This window comes from Marvinbryantia sp. (assembly GCF_047017445.1).
Lineage (GTDB): Bacteria > Bacillota > Clostridia > Lachnospirales > Lachnospiraceae > Marvinbryantia.
In genome coordinates this window covers 249,856-271,861 of the sequence record NZ_JBKXTT010000005.1, presented here as the reverse complement: position 1 = coordinate 271,861, position 22,006 = coordinate 249,856, and the positions used below count along the sequence as shown (strand labels likewise).

At 51.8% G+C, this 22,006-nt stretch carries 20 protein-coding genes; 7 read left to right on the top strand and 13 right to left on the bottom strand.

Annotated elements, in window-relative coordinates:
* Genes ACLU9Q_RS07940 through ACLU9Q_RS07930 form a run of 3 tightly spaced genes read right to left on the bottom strand, consistent with a single transcriptional unit; the run spans position 1 to position 2,715 of the window.
* Positions 1-543, bottom strand: coding sequence for a hypothetical protein (locus ACLU9Q_RS07940; protein ID WP_296838727.1), 543 nt, complete (start codon positions 541-543; stop codon positions 1-3).
* Entirely contained in the window at positions 544-2,034 is a 1,491-nt protein-coding gene (locus ACLU9Q_RS07935) for a sensor histidine kinase (RefSeq protein ID WP_296838731.1), read from the bottom strand.
* Between the two features lie 3 nt (positions 2,035-2,037).
* Entirely contained in the window at positions 2,038-2,715 is a 678-nt protein-coding gene (locus ACLU9Q_RS07930; RefSeq protein ID WP_296838734.1) for a response regulator transcription factor, read from the bottom strand.
* A 284-nt stretch (positions 2,716-2,999) separates the two neighbouring features.
* On the opposite strand from ACLU9Q_RS07930, the gene ACLU9Q_RS07925 reads away from it, so the two are divergent.
* Entirely contained in the window at positions 3,000-3,989 is a 990-nt protein-coding gene (locus tag ACLU9Q_RS07925; RefSeq protein ID WP_296838737.1) for a helix-turn-helix domain-containing protein, read from the top strand.
* 45 nt (positions 3,990-4,034) lie between these two features.
* Here the strand turns inward: ACLU9Q_RS07925 and ACLU9Q_RS07920 are convergent, their stop codons facing one another.
* The 4 genes from ACLU9Q_RS07920 to secD all read right to left on the bottom strand — a co-directional run bounded on the left by ACLU9Q_RS07920 (position 4,035) and on the right by secD (position 10,989).
* Positions 4,035-5,534, bottom strand: a complete 1,500-nt coding sequence (locus tag ACLU9Q_RS07920) for a phospholipase D family protein (protein WP_296838746.1) — start codon at positions 5,532-5,534, stop codon at positions 4,035-4,037.
* Complete coding sequence (locus ACLU9Q_RS07915; protein WP_296838760.1) at positions 5,531-6,925, bottom strand: alpha/beta fold hydrolase; 1,395 nt, start codon at positions 6,923-6,925, stop codon at positions 5,531-5,533. The genes ACLU9Q_RS07920 and ACLU9Q_RS07915 overlap by 4 nt, the downstream gene beginning before the upstream one ends.
* 123 nt (positions 6,926-7,048) lie before the next feature.
* Positions 7,049-8,782: a single-stranded-DNA-specific exonuclease RecJ gene (gene recJ / locus ACLU9Q_RS07910; RefSeq protein ID WP_296838764.1), complete on the bottom strand. Its 1,734-nt coding sequence runs from the start codon at positions 8,780-8,782 to the stop codon at positions 7,049-7,051.
* A 62-nt stretch (positions 8,783-8,844) separates the two neighbouring features.
* A complete protein-coding gene (gene secD / locus ACLU9Q_RS07905; RefSeq protein ID WP_296906304.1) occupies positions 8,845-10,989 on the bottom strand; it encodes a protein translocase subunit SecD in 2,145 nt (714 codons plus the stop codon).
* 289 nt (positions 10,990-11,278) lie between these two features.
* Between secD and ACLU9Q_RS07900 the strand changes: the two genes are divergently transcribed.
* The 4 genes from ACLU9Q_RS07900 to ACLU9Q_RS07885 all read left to right on the top strand — a co-directional run bounded on the left by ACLU9Q_RS07900 (position 11,279) and on the right by ACLU9Q_RS07885 (position 14,740).
* Positions 11,279-12,517, top strand: coding sequence for an IS110 family transposase (locus tag ACLU9Q_RS07900; protein ID WP_412624635.1), 1,239 nt, complete (start codon positions 11,279-11,281; stop codon positions 12,515-12,517).
* Complete coding sequence (locus ACLU9Q_RS07895) at positions 12,507-12,809, top strand: hypothetical protein (protein WP_296928017.1); 303 nt, start codon at positions 12,507-12,509, stop codon at positions 12,807-12,809. The genes ACLU9Q_RS07900 and ACLU9Q_RS07895 overlap by 11 nt, the downstream gene beginning before the upstream one ends.
* A 400-nt stretch (positions 12,810-13,209) precedes the next feature.
* Positions 13,210-14,448: an IS110 family transposase gene (locus ACLU9Q_RS07890; RefSeq protein ID WP_412624635.1), complete on the top strand. Its 1,239-nt coding sequence runs from the start codon at positions 13,210-13,212 to the stop codon at positions 14,446-14,448.
* Positions 14,438-14,740 (top strand): hypothetical protein, encoded by a 303-nt coding sequence (locus ACLU9Q_RS07885; protein ID WP_296928017.1) that lies wholly within the window; start codon positions 14,438-14,440, stop codon positions 14,738-14,740. The genes ACLU9Q_RS07890 and ACLU9Q_RS07885 overlap by 11 nt, the downstream gene beginning before the upstream one ends.
* Before the next feature lie 156 nt (positions 14,741-14,896).
* Here ACLU9Q_RS07885 and scfB read toward each other — a convergent pair whose 3' ends face one another.
* Positions 14,897-16,255, bottom strand: coding sequence for a thioether cross-link-forming SCIFF peptide maturase (gene scfB, locus ACLU9Q_RS07880; RefSeq protein ID WP_296839976.1), 1,359 nt, complete (start codon positions 16,253-16,255; stop codon positions 14,897-14,899).
* Positions 16,256-16,320: 65 nt separating this feature from the next.
* Positions 16,321-16,464: a six-cysteine ranthipeptide SCIFF gene (gene scfA, locus ACLU9Q_RS07875; protein WP_040781565.1), complete on the bottom strand. Its 144-nt coding sequence runs from the start codon at positions 16,462-16,464 to the stop codon at positions 16,321-16,323.
* Positions 16,465-16,627: 163 nt separating this feature from the next.
* Here scfA and tig point away from each other — a divergent pair, with 163 nt between their 5' ends.
* Positions 16,628-17,920 (top strand): trigger factor, encoded by a 1,293-nt coding sequence (gene tig / locus ACLU9Q_RS07870; protein WP_296839971.1) that lies wholly within the window; start codon positions 16,628-16,630, stop codon positions 17,918-17,920.
* A 3-nt stretch (positions 17,921-17,923) separates the two neighbouring features.
* On the top strand, positions 17,924-18,667 hold the full coding sequence (locus ACLU9Q_RS07865; RefSeq protein ID WP_296839967.1) for a TraX family protein: 744 nt from the start codon (positions 17,924-17,926) through the stop codon (positions 18,665-18,667).
* 12 nt (positions 18,668-18,679) lie between these two features.
* Here ACLU9Q_RS07865 and ACLU9Q_RS07860 read toward each other — a convergent pair whose 3' ends face one another.
* From ACLU9Q_RS07860 to ACLU9Q_RS07845, 4 genes are all read right to left on the bottom strand, one after another.
* Positions 18,680-19,288 carry a YdcF family protein gene (locus ACLU9Q_RS07860; RefSeq protein ID WP_296839965.1) on the bottom strand — a complete coding sequence of 203 codons (609 nt, stop codon included), beginning with the start codon at positions 19,286-19,288 and terminating at the stop codon, positions 18,680-18,682.
* A gap of 74 nt (positions 19,289-19,362) precedes the next feature.
* A complete protein-coding gene (locus ACLU9Q_RS07855; RefSeq protein WP_296839962.1) occupies positions 19,363-20,298 on the bottom strand; it encodes a M14 family metallopeptidase in 936 nt (311 codons plus the stop codon).
* Positions 20,295-21,233 (bottom strand): M14 family metallopeptidase, encoded by a 939-nt coding sequence (locus ACLU9Q_RS07850; protein WP_296839959.1) that lies wholly within the window; start codon positions 21,231-21,233, stop codon positions 20,295-20,297. The genes ACLU9Q_RS07855 and ACLU9Q_RS07850 overlap by 4 nt, the downstream gene beginning before the upstream one ends.
* Positions 21,230-22,006, bottom strand: coding sequence for a transglutaminase-like domain-containing protein (locus tag ACLU9Q_RS07845; RefSeq protein WP_296839956.1), 777 nt, complete (start codon positions 22,004-22,006; stop codon positions 21,230-21,232). The genes ACLU9Q_RS07850 and ACLU9Q_RS07845 overlap by 4 nt, the downstream gene beginning before the upstream one ends.

Sequence of the window (22,006 nt, the reverse complement as noted above, 5' to 3'; positions counted from 1 at the left end):
TTACTCACCCAAAGACGGCTCTTTGCGGTTCAGATAATCAACCGGCTCCTCCGGAATGCAGATGCTGCGCCCCGCAAGCTCCTCCGGCGCCTGCGCCAGCTTGCTGTGGATGCGCACCAGCACCGCCTTCTGATTGAAAAGCGCCGTCCGCTCAAACGGCAGCCTTATGACGGACGGGTAGGAAAGGCCCACGCCAAGCTCCAGAATACAGAGCTTTTTCCCGATGGTCGAGGCAAGCCAGTTCCGGTAAAACTGCCACTGCGGAAGGTATGCCGATTCATCGTAGTTCTCCATCGTCACCACATTGCCCGCTGCCTCGCTTCCGCAGGGTGCGACGATAAAAAATTCATTCAGCTTCGATTCGTAGATCAGATCATCGGTGTTTACCGTTACCGCAAACCACGGCTTTCCTTCGATCAGCTCCGCCACTTTATTATAAGCGCGGATGATCTGCTCTTTTTCTGCTTTTCTCTGTGTAAATTCATCGCCGACACCGATCAGCACCGCGTCGGCATTTTTAATTGCCTCCCGTATTCTCTCCATTTACTCTCCTTTGCTGCAATCCAGCTCAAACCAGAAGCAGACGCCATCCGCGCTGTTATAAACGCCGTACTGCTGATGCATGGATTCCATGATCGCCTTCACAATGGAAAGTCCGATGCCGCTCCCGCCGTACTCTCTGGTCCGCGCCTTGTCCACCTTATAAAATTTGATCCAGACCTTCTCAAGCTCGTCCTCCGGTATATGACTGCCGGTATTAAAGACGCTCGTGCGCACCTTATCGCCCTGCCGTTCTGTCCTTACCTCGATCCTTCCGCCCTCGTTCACATGGTTGAGCGCATTGCTGACGTAATTGGTGACAACCTCCTCCAGCTTAAATTCATCGCCCCATACATACAGAGGCGCCGTCTCCGCAAACACAACCGTAACATTTTTCTGCTCCGCCAGAATATGCGTGGACTGCACAACGCCGCCGAGAAGCTCCGTCAGGTTGAAGCGCACCATGTTGACCACATCGTTTCCAAATTCGAGCTGATTGAGGCTGAGCAGCTTCTTGACCATATTGTTCATTTTGGAGGCCTCGTCCATAATGACCTCACAATAAAACTCCCGGCTCTGCTCATCGTCGTTAATGCACTCCTTGAGTCCCTCTGCGTACCCCTGGATGAGCGCGATCGGCGTTTTCAGCTCATGCGATACGTTTGAAAGAAATTCCTTGCGCATCTCGTCGATCTGCGTTTTCTTCTCGATGTCCTTCTGCAGCTCATTGTTCGCCGTTTTCAGCTCAGAGATCGTCCGCTCCAGCGTCTCCGACATATGATTAAAATTCTTGCCAAGCTCCCCGATCTCATTCTTTCCGCCGCTGGTATATTTGGCGTCAAATTCCAGGTTTGCCATCCGCCGGGATAAAATGGTAAGCTCCCGGATAGGCTCTGAGATCCGTTTGGAAATCCACCATACAAAGAAAATGCTCAGCAGCGTGGCGGCAAGGATAATATATAAGGTAAACTGATTGGAAATCTTTACGTTTTCCACGATCGACTGCAGCGGTATGCGCATCAGCAGGTAACAGCCGTTATCAAGCCGTCCCCACGCCTCCAGATATTCGGTGGAATCCGCGGAATCCTTAAATTTCTGGATCCGGTAGGAATCCGTCTGCAGCAGCACGTCGCGCTCGTCGTCCTGCAGATTAAAGCCATACAGATATCCCTGGATGCGCGCGAACATGACCTTATCTTCTTTGCTTTGATAAACCGCCCAGGCGCTTCCGTTTGTATCGACATACAGGATCACCAGGCTGACATTGTTCGTCCCGCTGATGCGGCGAAAGTCCGTGTCAAAGGCGTCGCCCTGGTAATCGGCATAATCCTCCACACTGTTGATCGCATTGTAAATCTCGATCAAATCCGTTTCCTTCTGACTGATGTAAAAGTTTTCCAGAAACAGGTTGTTGATCAGCAGGTATAATGCAAGCATCACCGCAATCAATCCGGCAAAGCTGATGATAAGCTGTGTTCTGATCGAGTGCTTCATCTCTTATTCCACCTCGAATTTATAGCCCATACCCCAGATGGTCTTTATGTAATCTCCCTGCGCTCCCAGCTTGCTGCGCAGCTTTTTCACGTGAGTGTCAATGGTGCGCGCATCCCCGAAATAATCATAGTTCCAAACGCTGTTTAAAATCTTTTCACGCGAGAGCGCAATGCCCTGATTTTCCATAAAATAACTCAGAAGCTCAAATTCCTTGTAGCTCAGATCAACATTTTCCCCGTCCGCCTTTACGACGTGCGCCGCTTTGTCCAGGCTGATCTTGCCCGCCGTTAGCACCTTATCCGATGCCAGCGCGTTGCTCCTGCGCAGGATCGCCTCCACGCGCGCCACCAGGATCTTCGGGCTGAACGGCTTGGAAATATATTCGTCCACGCCCAGCTCAAAGCCAAGCAGCTCGTCCCGCTCATCCGCGCGCGCCGTCAGCATGATGATCGGCACATTCGACATGCCGCGGATCTCCCGGCAGACCTGCCAGCCGTCCATCTTCGGCATCATGACGTCCAGAATTACCAGCGCGATATCCTTCGTGGCGAAAAAGATGTCGACTGCCTGCGCGCCGTCCTCCGCCTCCAGCACCGTAAAGTCTTTCTTCACCAGGAAATCTTTCACCAGCTTACGCATCCTGCTCTCATCATCCACAACCAAAATCTTTAATTTATCCATAACAAAGACCTCCATTACACAATTCATTCATTTAAAAATGAAGATATCATAGAAATATGTCTGTTTTGTGAAAAGAATTCTTTTTTATCATATCATGAAAGATTTCTTTCAACAAGGAGCGATAGCGAATTTTAAATGGATTTGCGAAGGCTGCTGTAAACAGCAGCCCTGCAACTGCCGGTTGACAGATTTTCCGGTCCGCTTGATTGACTGCAACCGCCCCGTCTGCTATAGTAAAAGCATAAACGAGAGCGCTTCGTAACTAAAAGAAAAGAGGATATTGTATGATTTTAGCGGAAAAAATAATGAATCTCAGAAAAAAGAACGGCTGGTCGCAGGAGGAGCTTGCGCAGCGGCTCTCCGTCTCACGGCAGTCCGTCTCGAAATGGGAGGGCGGTCAGTCCATCCCCGATCTCGACAAGCTGCTTGCCCTCAGCCAGATCTTCGGTGTGACGCTCGACTATCTTGTAAAGGATGAGATCGACTGCAATGAAATCCAGTACGACGCAGGCGAACCGATGGATGACCTGCCGCACGTATCGGTGGAGGAAGCAAACCGTTTCCTTTCTGACGTGCAGACGGCGTCAAAGCAGATCGCCCTCGGCGTTTCCATCTGCATACTCTCGCCTGTCGCGCTTCTGCTGCTCGGCGGTCTCTCTGAGACGGGCAGCGGGCACATCACGGAGGACATAGCCGGCGGTCTTGGCGTCGCGATCCTTCTTATTATGATCGCAGCCGCCCTCCCGCTTTTTATTAAAAACGGAATGAAGCATGAACATTACAAGCATATCACGGAGCATTGCTTTCACGCAGAGTATGGGGTGGAGGGCATCGTCAATGACCGCATGGAAAAATTCTCCGGAACCTACACAAACGGCATCGTGTGCGGCGTTCTCCTCATCATTCTCGGAATTGTTCCGCTGATGCTGGCGGGCGGTTTCGGCGCCTCCGATATGACGCTGATCTCCTGCCTCTGCCTCCTGCTCGCGCTCATCTCGATCGCTGTATATATTCTGGTAAAAAACGGCATGATCCACGAGAGCTACCAGCAGCTTCTGCAGGCGGGTGATTTCTCCCCGGAAAAACGGGCGCAGAGCAAACGCAACGAGACGATCAGCTCCATCTACTGGTGCAGCGTCACGGCGATCTATCTCGCCGTCAGCTTTTACAGGAATAACTGGGAGAAAAGCTGGATCATCTGGCCGGTAGCCGGCGTGCTGTTTGTCGCCGTGATCGGTTTTTCAAAGCTGCTTGAGAAAAATCATCAGGACTAAAAGCTGCCCGCCCACAAAAGAATCGGGGCTTATGCAGCAAAAAAGCTACATCAGAAAGCGCGCCCAGCCGACAAGCGGTCCCAGCACCCTGATGCGCAGATCGCGCTGTCTGCTGATCTTCTGCGGCTCCCTGCCCTCCGGCAAATCATAGTTTTTCTCATCAATTACCCGGAGGGCGTCCTTTTCATACTGCCCCATCGCCTCCCGCAGAGCCTCGTTCACCGGCTCGCTGTCGATCACCAGCATCAGCTCCGTGTCGAGATAGGCGCTGCGCATGTCCCAGTTGAAGGAACCGATCGCCGATAGCCGGTCGTCGATGACAAAGCATTTTCCGTGATAGGAAATGCCGCCGTCATATTCCATGATCTGCACGCCGGTCCCCAGGATCCTGCCCTTATTTTTCTTGTAATCCATCGCTCCGAACGGATTTCCATTGTTAGCGATGGAATTTGTCATCATCTGCACCTCTGCCGTCCCGCTGCAGACCTCACGCAGACGCTCCAGCATCCAGTCGTTGCAGACAATGTAAGGCGTATGGAACACAACCTGCTCTTTTGCCTGCTTCATTAACTCCGTGATCGTGTAGTACACGACCGGCTCTTTGGAAAAGATATGCGTCGGGTTGGACACCAGGCGGATATTCTGCACCGGCAGCGTTTCTGCCATATAGTCCGGCGTCTCAAACCAGTCGGCATGCTCCTTTTGCATCGTCTGATAAAGCTGATGCAGTTCTTCGCAGGCGGCGGATATCTTTGAGCCCGTCGTCAGCGTCCAGCTTTCACCAAATGTGCGGCAGTCCCTGCTGTCCCACACCTTTTCGAAATAATCGCGCACCTGATGAAGGGAGGTATTCTGACCGACGCTTCCGGCGTCCTCATAAATCAGCACATCCCAGTCATAATTTTTATAGCCCGGCTGGTCGCCGAGAAAGTAATCGTAAGTGTTGCGCCCGCCCAGAATGTATGCAAAATCATCCGCGATCAGATATTTGTCATGCAGTCTGCCCATCGCCGTCCAGGGGCACAGAAGATTCACGGTATTATAAACGCGGATCTCTGCCTGCTCCGACTGCGCGAGCGCAAGGAAATAAGGATTTCTCCACACCTGCGTCCAGTAGGAAAAACCGTCCAGAAGGACAGATACCTTTACGCCCCGTTCCGCAGCGTCAAGAAGTGCCGCCAGCACCTGCTTTCCGCTGATGTCCGCATCAAATTCCAGTGTGGAGAGGATAATCTCATCCTCTGCCTGCGCGATCAGGCGGATGCGTTCCTCAAGCGCCTCCCCGTTCTGGGAAATTACCTTCGCGCGCTCCCCGGAATATCCGTCTCCGTAAAAATCCGCCGAAGAAAATTCTGCTGTCGTTTTTTCCGATACCGGTGGCTGATAGGCAAACGGAAGGATCGCTCCGCCGAGAAGATAGCACAATATAATAGCAACGATCACCCGTTTTTTTACATGTCGTTTCCGTTTTTTTCCGTCCGCCGCATTTTTTCTGCCGCAGTCTTTCCTCCGTTCGCCTTCTTTCCGGCGAAACAACTGTCTCATCCAACCACATCCATTATGAATTCTGCAATATCGTCAATTACCTGCTCATCCACGTGACCTTTCACAGAATATTCTGTGATGTCGCGCTTTCCCTGCGTAGGCATCATCAGGTGATTCAGCCCTTCGTACAGATGGAATACCGCGTTATCTCTGCCCGCAAGCATCTCCTGCCAGAGCACGTAGTCTTTTTCCGGGTACACCTGGAAATCGGCGTCGCCCTGCAGGATGAGAACCGGCATTTCCACCTGGTCGATAAAATTTTCTCCGCAGTATTCTTTATTCGACTTCCAGTACCGTACCGGGATGCCGAGCAGCAGCTCGTCATCCGGTTGAGACTCCAGTTCCTCGCGCAGAACCTTCACGGAGGTCTCCACCTGCTCCGCCGCTTCCGCAAGCTGTGCCTGCTCTTCGTCCGTCAGCTCGCCCTCTTTTGCCGCCGCGATCGCCTCCTGGTTCTGATCGTAGACAATCTCCCAGAGCGGACGCAGACTGCCTGCCATAGAAATGATCCCGGCAAGCTGCGGATGCTCTGCGGCGATTGCCGGGCTTAAGCAGCCGCCGAGCGAATGTCCGAGCACAAAAATCCGGCTGCCGTCCACGCGCGCATCCTCCTGCATCAGCTTGATCGCCGCATCGACGTCATCAAGCGTCTCCTCGCGCAGCGTGACCATTTCCGCCGAGCCGACGTCCGGACAATCCGGATACGTATAGTAACGCTTGTCGTAACGCAGCACTGCAATGCCGCGCGCCGCAAGCCCGTGCGCGATATCGGCAAACGGCTTATTTCCATTGATATTCTCATCGCGGTCGGAGGAACCGGAGCCATGCACGAGGATCACGACCGGCGGCTTTTCCGTATCCCTGGGCAAGGTCAGCGTGCCGCCAAGCGGAACGCGCTCATCCGCTGTCACCGTCACCTCTTCCTCGGTATAAGACAGCTCTTCTTCTCCTGACTGCACCTCCGTCTCCAGATAAGGCTCCACATCCGCGTAGGTGATCTGCATTCCGGCAATTTTCCCCTGCGCGTCGTAGACAATATGCAGCTTCAGACCGTTATTTTCATAGTGTTCCAGAATATCCACGCAAAAATACGCGTCTCTTTCATAGGTTTCCACGGAAAGCGTTTCTATAAAATCTCCCAGAACAGCAACCACAGAATTCCAGCTGCTCTCCAGCGACTTTTCATCGAGCGCCGCCGCCATCTCTGCGCTGAATTTTTCCGTCACCGCGGAAAAATTTCCCGCCTGCATATCCTCCGCCACCTGCAGAGCATCCTCCTTCAGACTCTCCGCATCCGGCTGCGGCAGAAGCGCAGCCCTTCCCGCTGCCGCCGGCAACAGACAAAGCGCCATACAAAGCAGCAATCCTGCCAATTTCCATTTCCCTCTCACAACAAATCCCCCTTCCTTTTCCCCTGTTATATACCCTCCACAAGGTGGAATGTCAACTGATTTTCTGATTAATATATGCCTGCGCAGGCAGTATCCGGCTTTATACTTCCGGAGCTGCCCCCTCTACTGATAACTTTGCACCACGATCTGAATACTGCGCAGTCCATTGTACTCGTTGATGGACGGATAGTAGATTACCGAAAGATGCACTGCGTTTTTCCGCCCCTGAAACAGCTTCTCCGTCTCTGCACATCCGTATTTTTCTTCGATGTATTCACGGAAAACCTTCGCGTCACCAAAGTAAACGGCGTCCATCATCGTCCCGGCGGCGTTCGCCACCCGCATACGCACCACGCGCCCGCTCTGTCCGACCACTCTTGCGCTGCAGACAGCGAGATTTTTTTCCGCGAACACCGGCTTGCTGTTTCCCTTCCCGAACGGCTCCAGATAGGAAAGCTCTCCGATCAGCCGCTCGGAAATATAATCCAGCGGCATCGGCACATCGATCACGATCTTCTCTGTCAGATCGTCCTGCGTGAGCGTCGTCTGTTCATTCAGCCGCCTGCGCAGCTTATCCACGTTTTCTTTTTTCAGCGAGCAGCCCGCCGCCATCGGATGTCCGCCAAATTTTAAGAAGAGGTCGCCGCATTTCTGCAGCTCCTCAAACATGGAATAGCTTTCGATCGACCGCCCGGAGCCCTTCACCTCATGCTCGCCCTGCGTCAGCACGATCGTCGGGCGATAGTAGCGCTCCCGCAGCCGCCCGGCAATAATCCCGGCAAGGCTTTCGTGACAGCCCGGCAGATAGACGACCAGCACCTTATCCTCCTTCATGGAGCTTGTCTCGATCAGCTCCACCGCCTGCTCGTATCCCTCCAGCGTCATTTCTTTGCGCCGCCCGTTCAGTTCCAGCAGCTCCTCAGCCAGCTCCGTCGCTTCCGTCTCCGACTCCGCCAGCAGCAGCGCCAGCGATTTCTTCGCCGTGTCCAGGCGTCCGCCGGCATTCAGACAGGGTCCGAGCACAAATCCAATGTGATAGGCTGTGATTTCCTTATCCTGCAGACCGTTCACGCGGATAAGCGCCTGAAACCCCAGATTTGAGGTATTGTTGAGCTGCAGCAGCCCTTCCTTTACGAGAATGCGGTTCTCGCCGGTGAGGTCCATCACATCCCCGACCGTTGCAAACGCCGCAAACTCCACCAGCTTTTCGCTCTCCTCCTGTGGGATGCCCATCGCCTCGTAGAGCACCGTTACCAGCTTATACGCCACCGCCGCCCCGCAGAGATTTTTGTAGGGATACGGACATTCCTTCTGATGCGGATTTATCAGCGCGTCCGCATCCGGCAGCACCGCTCCCGGCTCGTGGTGATCCGTCACGATTACCGTCATGCCAAGACTGCGCGCATAGGCGACCTGCTCCACGGCCGCTATTCCGTTGTCGCACGTCAATATCGTATCCACGCCCTCGTCGTTTGCGAGGTCGATCAGATTCTGATTCAGCCCGTAGCCGTCCAGAATGCGGTCCGGCAGATCGTAATCCACATTCGCCCCGCAGAGCAAAAGTGCCCGGTATAGGATATAGGTCGCGCATACTCCGTCGATATCATAATCCCCGATAATACGGATCTTTTTCTGCGCATCGATCCTGTCCGTCAAAAGCTCCACTGCTTTTTCACAATCCTTCATCAGATGCGCGCTGTGAAGATTTAAAAGGCTTCCGTTTAAGTATTCCTCGATGGCGGCGTCCCCGATGATATCCCGGTTGCGGATCAGCCGCGCCGTTACCTGATCAATGCCAAACTTTTTCGCGATCGCACCAAAATCCGCGCGCTTGGCGGCAACCACCCATTTTTCCATATGTATCTTCCTTCTATATTGATCTTTGTAAAAAAGGGACCGCTCTTCACGGTCCCCAAGCTCTATTGTTTGCTCTTAATCTTTGTTTTCATGACATACCACAGCGGCCCGGTGATGCAGACGGAGGAATATCCGCCGCAAACGATGCCGACCATCAGCGGAAGCGCAAACTCGCGGATGGAGCTGACGCCAAGTATATACAGCACCGCAACCATGATAAACGTGGTAATGGAGGTGTAGATACTTCTGGTGAGCGTCTGCGTGATACTGAGGTTCACAACGTCCGCGATCGTGTCCTTTTTCTTCATACCGTGCAGATTTTCACGGATACGGTCGAAAATAACGATGGTCGCGTTGATGGAATAACCCACGATCGTCAGCATACATGCGATAAAGGTATTGCCGACGCTGATCCATACAATGGCATAGCAGGCAAGTACCACGAACACGTCGTGCAGCAGCGCGATAACAGCGCTGGTCGCAAAACGGATATCTTTAAAGCGGAACCAGATGTACAGCAGCATAAGGATGGTCGCGATGATAACCGCCACGATAGCGTCGCTCTTCATCTCTCCGCTGATCGTAGAAGAAATACTCTCCGTGGAGATCAGCGTCTCGTCCACTGCGAAATCGGAAACCAGCTTTTCTTCCATTTCCTGACGCTCATCAACGGTAAGCTCCCTCGTCTTAATGATAACCTGATTGCCGCCGGTCACCTTCTGCATCTGGATGTTCGCGTCGCCAGTGACGCCCTCTACTACCGGCTGCACCTGTTCTTCCAGTTCCTCGATGCTGTAGTCCTCGTTAAAGGTAACGGTCGTCGCCGTACCGCCCATAAACTCCAGACTGTAGTTTAAGATCTTACCCTCGCTGCCCTTGTGGATCAGCATTGCTGCCGGACCGGAAAGCACGAGTACCAGAGAGATAATAAAGAAAATCTTTCTCTTGCCGACAAAGTCGATCGGCTTTACTTCCTTTGCTCTTCCATAATACTTCTCATCCTGCACACCCAGCGTATATACTGCCGTCATGATCAGGCGGGAGATCACGCACGCCGTAAACATGGAAAGCACGATACCAAGCGCCAGCGTCTGAGCAAAGCCCTGGATGGTGCCGGTGCCCTTCCACGCCAACACTGCCGCTGCAATGAGGGTCGTGATATTTCCGTCCAGAATTGCGGAAAGCGCCTTCTGGAAACCGGTCTTGATCGCCGCCTTCACCGATACGCCGGCCGTAATCTCCTCGCGGATACGCGCGTAGATGATGACATTTGCATCCACTGCCATACCGATAGAAAGGATGATACCGGCAATACCGGAAAGGGTAAGCGTGAGGTCAAATGCATTTAAGCATAAAAGATCAAGTCCTGTGTAGATCAGCAGAGATACGCCCGCCACAATACCCGGCACGCGATAAACGACCGCCATGAACAAAATCACCAGGATCAGACCGATCAGACCTGCCATAAGGCTGGTGGAGATCGCTTTCTGTCCAAGCTGAGCGCCGACAACGTTTGAGCGAAGCTCTTCCAGTTCGATAGACAGAGATCCGATACGGATGGAGGACGCCAGCTTTTCCGCCTCCTCATGATCCGCCATACCGCTGATCTGTGCCGTACCGCCTGTGATCGCTGTCTGCACGACCGGACTGCTGATCACCGCATCATCATAAACAATATAAATAATGTTGCCAATATTCTCGCTGGTAGCCTCGGCAAACTTTGTGCTGCCCTCATCGGTAAGAACCAGCTCTACCACATTCTGGCTGTTGCCCATCTCATCCGGCGCAGTGCCTGCACTTGCCGTTTTCACGTCGGTACCGTCCAGCACGACCGTGCCGTCCTCAAGCTGGAAGGTAAGGGAACCCGGCTTTCCAAGCTCCTCCAGGATCGCGTTCGCATCCGATACACCCGGGATCTCGATGTTGATACGGTCAGAGCCTTCCTGGTAAACCTGCGCCTCCGTGCTGTAGCCTGCGACACGCTGCTGCAGCTTGTAGATGGTATCGCTCATGTCTTCCGCAGACGGCGTTTCCTCGCCGACCGCGCGGTAGGTAATGCTGACGCCGCCGGACAGATCAAGCCCGAGCAGGATATTTCTTGCCGCGCCCGTGCCTGTCGGTCCGAAACCGACGATCGTGGTGAAACCCAGCAGCAGGACCAGAACGACCGTTCCGATCACAACCGCCAGTGATTTGTTCTTGTTCATTTTCTCTTCCTCCTACTACTACAATGTATTTATGGTTAATACCCCTTACAGCCAGTAAGGAATTACCCATCTTGTTGCTTAAGCTGTTAGAATGAGTAAGGCAATAGGTCTGGCCACCTTCTACTAGGACTTTACGTCCGTAATTTAGTCAGCCAACCAGCCCTCATTCGCAGCATTCGTTTTACGCAGGTTGAACCCACAGGCGTTCGTGTGATACCCAGTAGATTGAACAGGCAATGAGTAAATCTGGTATTGACCATTGCTGATTCATTGTAAAGGAGTATCCATTATGAACGCTGTTGGTATTGATGTTTCCAAAGGCAAGAGCACTGTTACCATCCGCAGGCCTGGCGACGTTGTCCTGATGCCTCCCCGCGACATTCCCCATACACAGTCCGCTATCAACGGACTGATCGGGCAGATAAAGGAGCTTGACGGGGAGACGAAGGTCTGCATGGAGCACACCGGAAGGTACTACGAGCCGGTCGCCATGTGGCTTTCTGACGCCGGTATCTTTGTTAGCGCCGTAAACCCCATTCTCATCAGGAACTTCGGGGATGATTCCCTGCGCACTCCAAAGACCGACAAAGCGGATTCCAAAAAAATCGCACGCTATACTCTTGACCGCTGGGCAAAACTGAAGCAATATGGAATCATGGATAAAACACGCAACCAATTAAAAACCATGAACCGACAGTTCGGCTTCTATATGGCACAGAAAACTGCCATGAAAAACAATCTTATTGCCCTGCTTGACCAGACTTATCCGGGTGCTAATGACTTCTTTGACAGCCCTGCGCGCAGCGATGGCAGCCAGAAATGGGTGGATTTTGTCCATACCTACTGGCATGTGGACTGTGTCCGCTCCAGGTCGCCGGAAGCCTTCAAAAAGCATTACCAGAACTGGTGCAAACGCAAAGGTTATAATTTCAGCGCACAGAAAGCGGAAAATATCTACCATGCCTCTTCTGACCTGATCGCCGTATTTCCAAAAGATGACAACACAAAAATGCTCATCTGGCAGGCTGTGGCAATGCTTAATACTGCTTCCCGGACAGTAGAATCCCTCCGTCTGGAAATGGATAAGGCTGCTTCCGCGCTGCCGGAATATCCGGTTGTTCTGGCTATGGATGGTGTCGGGCCTACCCTCGGTCCCCAGCTCATGTCTGAGATCGGGGATGTGACACGGTTTACACACCGCGGGGCTCTGACTGCTTTTGCCGGCGTTGACCCCGGAAAGGATGATTCCGGGCAGCGCATCCGTAAAAGTGTGCCTACCACAAAGAAAGGCTCGCCGTATCTGCGCAAAACCCTGTTCCAGATCATGGACGGGCTCATCAAACGTTCCCCTGCTGACGATCCCGTTTACGCCTTTATGGATAAAAAACGGGCGCAGGGCAAACCTTATTACGTCTACATGACCGCTGGTGCGAACAAATTTCTCCGTATTTATTACGGGCGGGTAAAGGAATATCTTGCCTCACTGCCCCAGACATCCGACACGGAGGCGGAGAAGGATGGAATATAAAACATATCCCTGCGAGGTAAATTTCAGATATCTCGTCCTCAAAGGCGTGCCTGTTGTGGCTGGTTTTTTCTCCGAGAAAGACGCGGCGGATTATGCCCTGTCCATTGGAGGAACCGTCATAAAAGCGAACGAAAATCCACGCAATGCCGGAAGGATACCGAAATTCTCTGACCGCGAGAAAGATGCTATCAGAGAATGTATCGCACAAGGAATTCCCATGCGTCGTATTGCCCGGGAATTCCGATGTTCTGTAGGCTATGTTCAAAAATTAAAATGTGAACATCCCTTATAGGTGGCACAATATATGGCTTCCTTTTTTCTTAAGCCAGCGTAAACCGGTGGCTTAACGTTTATGCCCTAATTTCAACCTGTATAAAATTTTCAAAGTTCATCAATTTCTGCTTGACTTTTTATTTGCAGACTACAATGTATTTATGGTTAATACCCCTTACAGCCAGTAAGGAATTACCCATCTTGTTGCTTAAGCTGTTAGAATGAGTAAGGCAATAGGTCTGGCCACCTTCTACTAGGACTTTACGTCCGTAATTTAGTCAGCCAACCAGCCCTCATTCGCAGCATTCGTTTTACGCAGGTTGAACCCACAGGCGTTCGTGTGATACCCAGTAGATTGAACAGGCAATGAGTAAATCTGGTATTGACCATTGCTGATTCATTGTAAAGGAGTATCCATTATGAACGCTGTTGGTATTGATGTTTCCAAAGGCAAGAGCACTGTTACCATCCGCAGGCCTGGCGACGTTGTCCTGATGCCTCCCCGCGACATTCCCCATACACAGTCCGCTATCAACGGACTGATCGGGCAGATAAAGGAGCTTGACGGGGAGACGAAGGTCTGCATGGAGCACACCGGAAGGTACTACGAGCCGGTCGCCATGTGGCTTTCTGACGCCGGTATCTTTGTTAGCGCCGTAAACCCCATTCTCATCAGGAACTTCGGGGATGATTCCCTGCGCACTCCAAAGACCGACAAAGCGGATTCCAAAAAAATCGCACGCTATACTCTTGACCGCTGGGCAAAACTGAAGCAATATGGAATCATGGATAAAACACGCAACCAATTAAAAACCATGAACCGACAGTTCGGCTTCTATATGGCACAGAAAACTGCCATGAAAAACAATCTTATTGCCCTGCTTGACCAGACTTATCCGGGTGCTAATGACTTCTTTGACAGCCCTGCGCGCAGCGATGGCAGCCAGAAATGGGTGGATTTTGTCCATACCTACTGGCATGTGGACTGTGTCCGCTCCAGGTCGCCGGAAGCCTTCAAAAAGCATTACCAGAACTGGTGCAAACGCAAAGGTTATAATTTCAGCGCACAGAAAGCGGAAAATATCTACCATGCCTCTTCTGACCTGATCGCCGTATTTCCAAAAGATGACAACACAAAAATGCTCATCTGGCAGGCTGTGGCAATGCTTAATACTGCTTCCCGGACAGTAGAATCCCTCCGTCTGGAAATGGATAAGGCTGCTTCCGCGCTGCCGGAATATCCGGTTGTTCTGGCTATGGATGGTGTCGGGCCTACCCTCGGTCCCCAGCTCATGTCTGAGATCGGGGATGTGACACGGTTTACACACCGCGGGGCTCTGACTGCTTTTGCCGGCGTTGACCCCGGAAAGGATGATTCCGGGCAGCGCATCCGTAAAAGTGTGCCTACCACAAAGAAAGGCTCGCCGTATCTGCGCAAAACCCTGTTCCAGATCATGGACGGGCTCATCAAACGTTCCCCTGCTGACGATCCCGTTTACGCCTTTATGGATAAAAAACGGGCGCAGGGCAAACCTTATTACGTCTACATGACCGCTGGTGCGAACAAATTTCTCCGTATTTATTACGGGCGGGTAAAGGAATATCTTGCCTCACTGCCCCAGACATCCGACACGGAGGCGGAGAAGGATGGAATATAAAACATATCCCTGCGAGGTAAATTTCAGATATCTCGTCCTCAAAGGCGTGCCTGTTGTGGCTGGTTTTTTCTCCGAGAAAGACGCGGCGGATTATGCCCTGTCCATTGGAGGAACCGTCATAAAAGCGAACGAAAATCCACGCAATGCCGGAAGGATACCGAAATTCTCTGACCGCGAGAAAGATGCTATCAGAGAATGTATCGCACAAGGAATTCCCATGCGTCGTATTGCCCGGGAATTCCGATGTTCTGTAGGCTATGTTCAAAAATTAAAATGTGAACATCCCTTATAGGTGGCACAATATATGGCTTCCTTTTTTCTTAAGCCAGCGTAAACCGGTGGCTTAACGTTTATGCCCTAATTTCAACCTGTATAAAATTTTCAAAGTTCATCAATTTCTGCTTGACTTTTTATTTGCAGACTAAATTAACATTTTACCAAAAAACGCTTAATCCTCCGCAAGCGCCGCCTTGATCATGATCGCGCATTCCACACGCTTGCGCTGCAGCTCACAGCCGATGTCATATGCGTCGTTGATATGCCCGTGGAAATTATAGGAATTTGCCGCACATCCGCCGCTGCAGTAAAATCTTGCAAAGCAGTCCCGGCACTTTTCCTTTGCATAGACATTGCAGCCCTTGAATTCATCGACAATGTCGGTGCGCACAATGCCCTCGTCCACATTTCCCATCAGGAACTTTTCTTCCCCGACAAACTGATGGCACGGGTAGAGATCGCCCCAGGGCGTCACCGCAAGGTACTCTGTTCCGGAACCGCAGCCGGACAGACGCTTATACACGCACGGTCCGCCGGTAAGATCTATCATAAAGTGGAAAAAGTTAAAGCCTCTCCCTTCTTTTTCGCGCTTTATCATCTCTTTTGCAAGCTTATCATACTGTTCGCAGATCACCGGGATATCCTCCTCGCGCAGCGCGTAGTCCTCCTCAGGAGCCGCCACCACCGGCTCCACCGAAATCTGTTTAAAGCCGAGATCGGCGAGATGGAGCACGTCCTTGGCAAAATCGAGGTTATTTCTCGTGAAGGTGCCGCGCACATAGTATTTCTGCTGGCCGCGGCTGTCGGCAAACTTTTGGAATTTCGGCAGGATCAGCTCGTAGCTGCCCTTTCCGCCGCGGAACGGGCGCATCCGGTCGTGCACCTCTTTTCTTCCGTCGATACTGAGCACGACGTTTGCCATCTCACGGTTGCAGAATTCCATCACCTCGTCGTTTAAAAGCACGCCGTTGGTCGTGAGCGTAAAACGGAATTTTTTATCATGCAGCTTTTCCTGCTCTCTTCCGTATTTTACCAGATCCTTCACGACCTGCCAGTTTAAAAGCGGCTCGCCGCCGAAGAAATCGACCTCCAGGTTTCTGCGGCTGCCGGAATTGGCGATCAGAAAGTCGAGCGCCTTTTTTCCGACCTCATAGCTCATAAGCGCGCGCCTTCCGTGGTACTCGCCCTCCTCCGCAAAGCAATAACGACACGCCAGATTACAGTCGTGCGCGATATGCAGGCAGAGCGCTTTCACCACGGTTTTGCGCTTTTTGAAATCAATAATCGCATCTCTGTAAATATCCTCTGTGAAAAGCTGCCCCGCCGTTTTGAGCTCTTCGCACTCGGCGAGCGCCTCACAGACCTCTTCCTCCCCGTATGCCGGCGTCAGCGCGCTCTTGATCTCCTCCGGGGATCGTCCCTCATTCAAAAGCCCGATGACTCTGTATACGGTCTCATCAACGACATGGACGGCACCGCTGTTGGTATCCAGTACCATGTTGAAACCATTGTTTTTGTATTGGTGAACCATTTTTTTCTTACACTCCGCTAACTTATAATAAGCAGCGAAGAATCTCCGCTGCTTATCCGTCTTTCTTATTTGTTGTTTTCGCAGCTCTGGTTTCCTACTGTGCAGGAAGTCTTGCATGCTGACTGGCAGGATGTCTGACATTCGCCGCATCCGCCTTTTTTCAAAGTATTCTGCAAGCTCTGCGTATTCAGTGTTTTAATATGCTTCATAGTGCTGTATCCTCCTTGTCTCAAAGCTCATGCGCTTAGTATACTACACTTCCCATGGAATCTCAATCTTTTTTTTCATTATTAAAAAATTTTACACACAAGCTTCACATTTTCATGCTATACTCTTTTTATTCACAATTTCACACGAAAGGATTAAAGCTTTATGAATATGAATAAGAAAATCATGTTGCTCCTTACCGCTGCCTGCAGCGCAGCGCTTCTCGCCGGCTGCAGCGGCGAAAAGGGTCTCGTCCAGGACTACTCGAAAAAATATGTGGATCTCGGCGCCTATACCGGTCTCACTGTCGATCGTCAGGTCACGACCATCACCGATGAGGATCTGCAGAGCGCTATCGAAAACGAGCGTTATATGATGGCGGAATACAACGAGATCACAGACCGCGCCGCAAAAGACGGCGATGTTGTTGTGATCGATTTCGCGGGCACGGTAGACGGCGAAGAGCTGGAGGACGGTTCCATGGAAGATATGGAGCTTGAGCTTGGCAGCGACAGCTTCATCGACGGCTTTGAGGACGAGATCGTCGGCATGAAGGCCGGCGAGACAAAGACCTTCGACATTACCTTCCCGGAACCCTACGACGGCATTCTGGACGGGCAGCTCGCCACCTTTGAGGTTACGCTGAACGAAATATATGAAGTCGTTATGCCGGAATACAACGACGAATATGTCGCCAGTGTTTCTGACTGCTCTACTGTCGAAGAATACGAAGCGCAGCTTAGGACCTCCCTCGAAGAGGAATACGCCGCCGACGCAATGGATATGGCATGCGAAGATCTGCTGATCTCCGTCATTGACAGCTCTACCTTCAGCGGACGTCCGGAGGAGCTTTATGAAAGCTGCCGGACCGCCGTGGAAACCGAGGAAAAAACAGCTATGGAAGACTACGGCGTCGACGATATCCAGGAAATTTACGGCGAGGATTACGACCAGGAAGCCTACATTCTGGAAACGATGTACGAGCGTATGGTCGTGTACACCATTGCCGCAAAGGAAAAGCTTTCCGTATCCGACGAGGAATATCAGGCAAGTCTGGAGGAGGATATGCTGTACTCCGAGTATCTCTCCACGGAAGAATATGAAAAATCGATCGGGGACATTACTTCTTATAAATATTATCTGCTTCGTACAAAGGTGCTTGACTTCCTTGGTGAAAATAATCATTTCAACGATGTGGATGCCGAGCTGTACTACGACACGGACGATCTGGATATCGAGTATCTGGATGAAGAGGATGTCGAAGTCATAGACGAGGACGCTGATGCTGAAATTTCTGATGATGCAGTTTCTGATGACGAGGTTTCTGATGATGAGGCTTCTGATGATGAGGTTTCCGACGATGAGGCTTCTGATGATGAGATTTCCGATGATGAGGCTTCTGCCGAAGATACCAGCGAAACGGTAACGGAAACAGAAGCAGAAAGCGATACGGAATAGACCATGTACACATACAAACGCCCTTCCCTCAGCGGAAGTACCCTGAAAATTTTCGCAATCGTTACAATGATGATCGATCATACCGGAGCGGCTCTCGTCGGACCGCTTCGGTATTTCGCGCCCGAAAATATGCAGCATTTTTTTACGGAGCTTTATCCCGTTACGCGCGCTATCGGTCGTCTGGCATTTCCTGTTTTTTGCTTTCTGCTCGTGGAAGGCTTTATCCATACCAGAAGCACAGTAAAATATGCGCTGCGGTTATTTCTCTTCGCGCTGATTTCCGAGCTGCCGTTTGATTTTGCACTGGCAAACAACCTGTTCAGCTGGCATCACCAGAATGTTTACTTTACCCTGCTCATCGGACTGCTGGTCATGATGGGTGTCACCTATTTTGAGCAAAGACCGACAAAAAACGCCCTGCAGCGCTGGTTTTCCATTCTCATGGAAGCCGCGATCCTGGCGGGCGGTCTGTACCTTGCAAAGGTCATGTATACGGATTATGGATTTAAGGGAGTATTTTTAATCGAGGTGCTTTATTTCCTGCGCTTCGATCGTCGTTTACAGTCGATTTTCGGCGCTATCGCAATTTCCTGGGAAGCATGGGCGCCCCTGTCGTTTATCCTTGTCTGGTTCTATAACGGTACCCGCGGAAAGCAGATGAAATACTTTTTCTACTGGTTCTATCCAGTGCATCTGATCATACTTGGCTTTTTGAAGCTGGCGATTACCGGTCAGTTCCGGCTCTGAACCGGGCGTTTTTTATCTTTCATTTATCATCCGTGCGGCGTGCTCTTTCATAATCTCGTGAAACTGCCCGCCGCAGCGCTCCACCTCTCCTAATACCGTGTCGATCTTCTCCGCGTCAAGATACCAGTTTTCTCTCGTAATGCCGCGCGTATTCACCGGGCATACAAGAAGCTCCGTATCCGGAAACAGAATCTTATAATACAGAAAGCTCCTGCGCGCATGGAAGGTCTGACAGACGAGCAGCGCCCGTTTTATCTGTTGTCCTGCCAGAAGCTTTGCCGTGTATATTGCATTTTCGTAGGTATAGGTCGCCTGTTTTTCCTGCAGGATCGCCTCGTGCGGAACGCCTTTTTCCAGAAGGATCGCCGTCAGAAAATCACTTTCCGTCTTATAGTTTTTCCCAACATACTCCCTGGGAGAAACCGGTCCTGCGAAGGAATCGCCCAGAATGCTGTATTTCCCGGACGCCACGATTTTCTTTGCGAAGCCCTGGTGATACAGCTCTGCAGCATGGATCGCCAGCTCGCCGTAGCCGCTGCCCGGGATGAAGATAACGTCCGCCTCCTGCGGAGTATCCTCCATAAAAATAAAATCCGTCAAATAATCATAGTATTGTTTCATGCGCTTTTCTCCTGTGGTTTCTATATGTTTAATATAACACACATTCCCACAGAAGAAAAGCGAATTCCACCCAGCTAAAGATGCATCCGCTTGATCAGCCGATAAACAATCTCATGCTCGCAGACGAGCGGCTTTTTGTGTGCAAAAAAGACGATGCCGTCTACCGGAGCAATGACCTGCGACATGACGTAGCCCTCGTAGGGGTGGAGGATTTCCGCCATCACCTCTCCGCACTGCACCTCGTCGCCTGGCTTTGCATGGCGGCGGTAGATGCCGCCCATGTCGGCATGAACGGTGCGAAGCTCTTCCTCATTTATAATAGAAGCAATGTAACCGCTATGGCTGTGGTAACGGATGATTCCCATGCGTGTGAGAAACCGCAGGACTGCAGCGACCGCCTGCTGCGCGGATGTCTCGTCAATGCAGTCTGTCTCCTTGGTATACACGGAAAAGGCATTGCGCTCCCAGATCTGCCAGTTATAATTCAGTGTAGCCGTATCGATCGGGCGCGGCTTGCGGATAACGGCATAGGGAAGTCCGAACAGATTACTCAGGCTTTCGTTCGTGAAGCCGGTATCCATAATGCGCACATGCGGCACAAAATCGCCGGGTGTATAAAAGCTGGCAAACTGAATGCCGTAATCGTAATCCTTCACCTTTTCAAATACGCCGCCGGCAATGCGCTGCGTCGTCTCGCCTTCGCTGTACCCCGGAAACATCCGGTTAATGTCCGTATTGTCCAGCGCCCAGAAGCGCCGCTCAATGTTCATAGAGTAGACATTGACCGCCGGGATCACCAGTATCTCATTGTTTGCCGCGATTGCCCCCTTCTTTTCCAGCTCCTCCAGCGCCTTCACAAGCTGCGAGCATACATAGAGCTGCTGGATCTCATTGCCGCGCATGGAGCCGACCACGCACGCCGCCTTCTTTCCTTTTCCGAAAAAATAACCCTTCACGCACATCGGCTCGCGGTAAACGCCGTCCAGCGCATAGATATCCTCCATCCTCATGAGATCACACCTCCCAGAATCCTTGCCAGCAGCGATCCGCTGTAGACGATCGGGTATTCCCTCCTGGTAAACACCATCCCCGTCATACAGGCGCATACCCTCTCAACCGTCTCCCCGGTAAGCGGATGCAGGATGTCGCCCATATGCTGCCCTTTTCGCACATAATCGCCGTGCTCCACAGACGGCACAAAAATGCCGGAGGTATTGGCGTTCAGAAAGCCAACCTGGTGGTCAGTGGAAATAACCGGCTCGATGACCGGTCCTGTCTCCCCCTCCCACATGCCAAGCTCCTTCATCAGATTAAAAAGTCCTTCCGTGAGCTGATCGCAGTATTTCCGTGTAATGCGCATTCCGACGCCCATCTCCACGACCAGCGTCGGCACGCCTGCCTGGTTCAGACTATACGCCAGCGTCGACTCCAGTACGGTTGCAGAAGCATGTACCCACACAAAGTCCACATTCAGGTGCTTTGCAAGCGGCACCAGCGTATCCGCCGTCAGCTCGTTGATACGCACCTGCGGGATCTCCATCAGAAAAATATTGCTGGAATGGATGTCAACACAGACGTCCGCCCCTCTGATATCCTCAATAATATCCGCCGCGCAGTTCTCTGCAATGCCGCCCTCCCGGTTTCCCGGAAAAATGCGGTTCATATCAAGATCAAAAATCGGAATGCTGCGCGTGATCGATTCGATTCCCAGAGGATTCAGTGCCGGATAGACATCCACAATGCCCTTTAGATATTCCGGGTGCTCATGGATCCTGCGCTGCAGCTCGCAGCACACAAACTGCCCCTCCAGCTCGTCCCCGTGCGTGCCCGTCACGATTGCGATCCGTTTTTCCTTTCCCGTCAGCTTTTCTGGTTGTATACGGTTTTTCTGTATCAGCAGATGCTCGCCCACCGGCAGATCCGCCTTGGAAACCTCCAGTATCATGACACTTCCTCCACATTTACATAAATTTCCTGCTTCTGCCCCGTGCGCCCGTAAAAGACGCCGCGATCCAGAATACAATCAGTATAATCCCTTCCGTGCGACAGCTTGATATAAACGTCGTCAATAAAACGGTTGTGCGTCGGATCAAAGCCCTTCCACATGCCGTCGTCATAGATCTCCGTCCAGGCGTGCGTCGCCCCCTCGCCGATCTGCAGTCCCGCCACATACCGTGCCGGAATGCGGCTGCATTTGCAGAGCGCAATAAAAATGTGCGCATAATCCTGGCACACACCGCGCCCTCCCCGCAGCGCTTCCCCGGCAGTCGTCTCGATATTCGTCACACCGCTCTCATATTTAAAATGATCGTACAGATGCTGCATTAAAATACATGCCTTTTCAAAATTTGTACAATCCGGAAGCCGGAAACGCTTCAAAAAATCAAGCACCTCCGGCTCATATGCAGTCAACCGCGTAGGATAGGAATAACAGCAGCGGCATTCCTCCCGCTCCCGGCGGCTGACGTCTACCTTTGCCGTTCCGGAAACCTCACACATAAAATAATCGTGTTCCCGGCTGCAGCGCCCGATATAAACATGATTTCCGAACGTATCCGTCTCCTCACAGAGCCAGTCTGCCGGTTCCACTTTTTTTGTTCTGACGCTGATCTCCTGCACGCTGTCCGTGTGCGGGACATAGCGCAGCGCAAAATCATGCTCCCGCACCGGTGCATCAAAATCAAGCCGCATCCGGTAATAAAAATCCAGCGCTTTCAT

Bases quoted from the DNA above. Each gene is read 5' to 3' on its own strand.
- scfB (WP_296839976.1), bottom strand. From the start codon at position 16,255: ATGGTTCACCAATACAAAAACAATGGTTTCAACATGGTACTGGATACC.
- ACLU9Q_RS07860 (WP_296839965.1), bottom strand. From the start codon at position 19,288: ATGAAACAATACTATGATTATTTGACGGATTTTATTTTTATGGAGGAT.
- ACLU9Q_RS07925 (WP_296838737.1), top strand. From the start codon at position 3,000: ATGATTTTAGCGGAAAAAATAATGAATCTCAGAAAAAAGAACGGCTGG.
- ACLU9Q_RS07885 (WP_296928017.1), top strand. From the start codon at position 14,438: ATGGAATATAAAACATATCCCTGCGAGGTAAATTTCAGATATCTCGTC.
- ACLU9Q_RS07855 (WP_296839962.1), bottom strand. From the start codon at position 20,298: ATGAGGATGGAGGATATCTATGCGCTGGACGGCGTTTACCGCGAGCCG.
- ACLU9Q_RS07845 (WP_296839956.1), bottom strand. From the start codon at position 22,006: ATGAAAGCGCTGGATTTTTATTACCGGATGCGGCTTGATTTTGATGCA.
- recJ (WP_296838764.1), bottom strand. From the start codon at position 8,782: ATGGAAAAATGGGTGGTTGCCGCCAAGCGCGCGGATTTTGGTGCGATC.
- secD (WP_296906304.1), bottom strand. From the start codon at position 10,989: ATGAACAAGAACAAATCACTGGCGGTTGTGATCGGAACGGTCGTTCTG.
- ACLU9Q_RS07890 (WP_412624635.1), top strand. From the start codon at position 13,210: ATGAACGCTGTTGGTATTGATGTTTCCAAAGGCAAGAGCACTGTTACC.
- ACLU9Q_RS07865 (WP_296839967.1), top strand. From the start codon at position 17,924: ATGTACACATACAAACGCCCTTCCCTCAGCGGAAGTACCCTGAAAATT.
- ACLU9Q_RS07920 (WP_296838746.1), bottom strand. From the start codon at position 5,534: ATGAGACAGTTGTTTCGCCGGAAAGAAGGCGAACGGAGGAAAGACTGC.
- scfA (WP_040781565.1), bottom strand. From the start codon at position 16,464: ATGAAGCATATTAAAACACTGAATACGCAGAGCTTGCAGAATACTTTG.
- ACLU9Q_RS07935 (WP_296838731.1), bottom strand. From the start codon at position 2,034: ATGAAGCACTCGATCAGAACACAGCTTATCATCAGCTTTGCCGGATTG.
- ACLU9Q_RS07895 (WP_296928017.1), top strand. From the start codon at position 12,507: ATGGAATATAAAACATATCCCTGCGAGGTAAATTTCAGATATCTCGTC.
- ACLU9Q_RS07900 (WP_412624635.1), top strand. From the start codon at position 11,279: ATGAACGCTGTTGGTATTGATGTTTCCAAAGGCAAGAGCACTGTTACC.
- tig (WP_296839971.1), top strand. From the start codon at position 16,628: ATGAATATGAATAAGAAAATCATGTTGCTCCTTACCGCTGCCTGCAGC.
- ACLU9Q_RS07940 (WP_296838727.1), bottom strand. From the start codon at position 543: ATGGAGAGAATACGGGAGGCAATTAAAAATGCCGACGCGGTGCTGATC.
- ACLU9Q_RS07930 (WP_296838734.1), bottom strand. From the start codon at position 2,715: ATGGATAAATTAAAGATTTTGGTTGTGGATGATGAGAGCAGGATGCGT.
- ACLU9Q_RS07850 (WP_296839959.1), bottom strand. From the start codon at position 21,233: ATGATACTGGAGGTTTCCAAGGCGGATCTGCCGGTGGGCGAGCATCTG.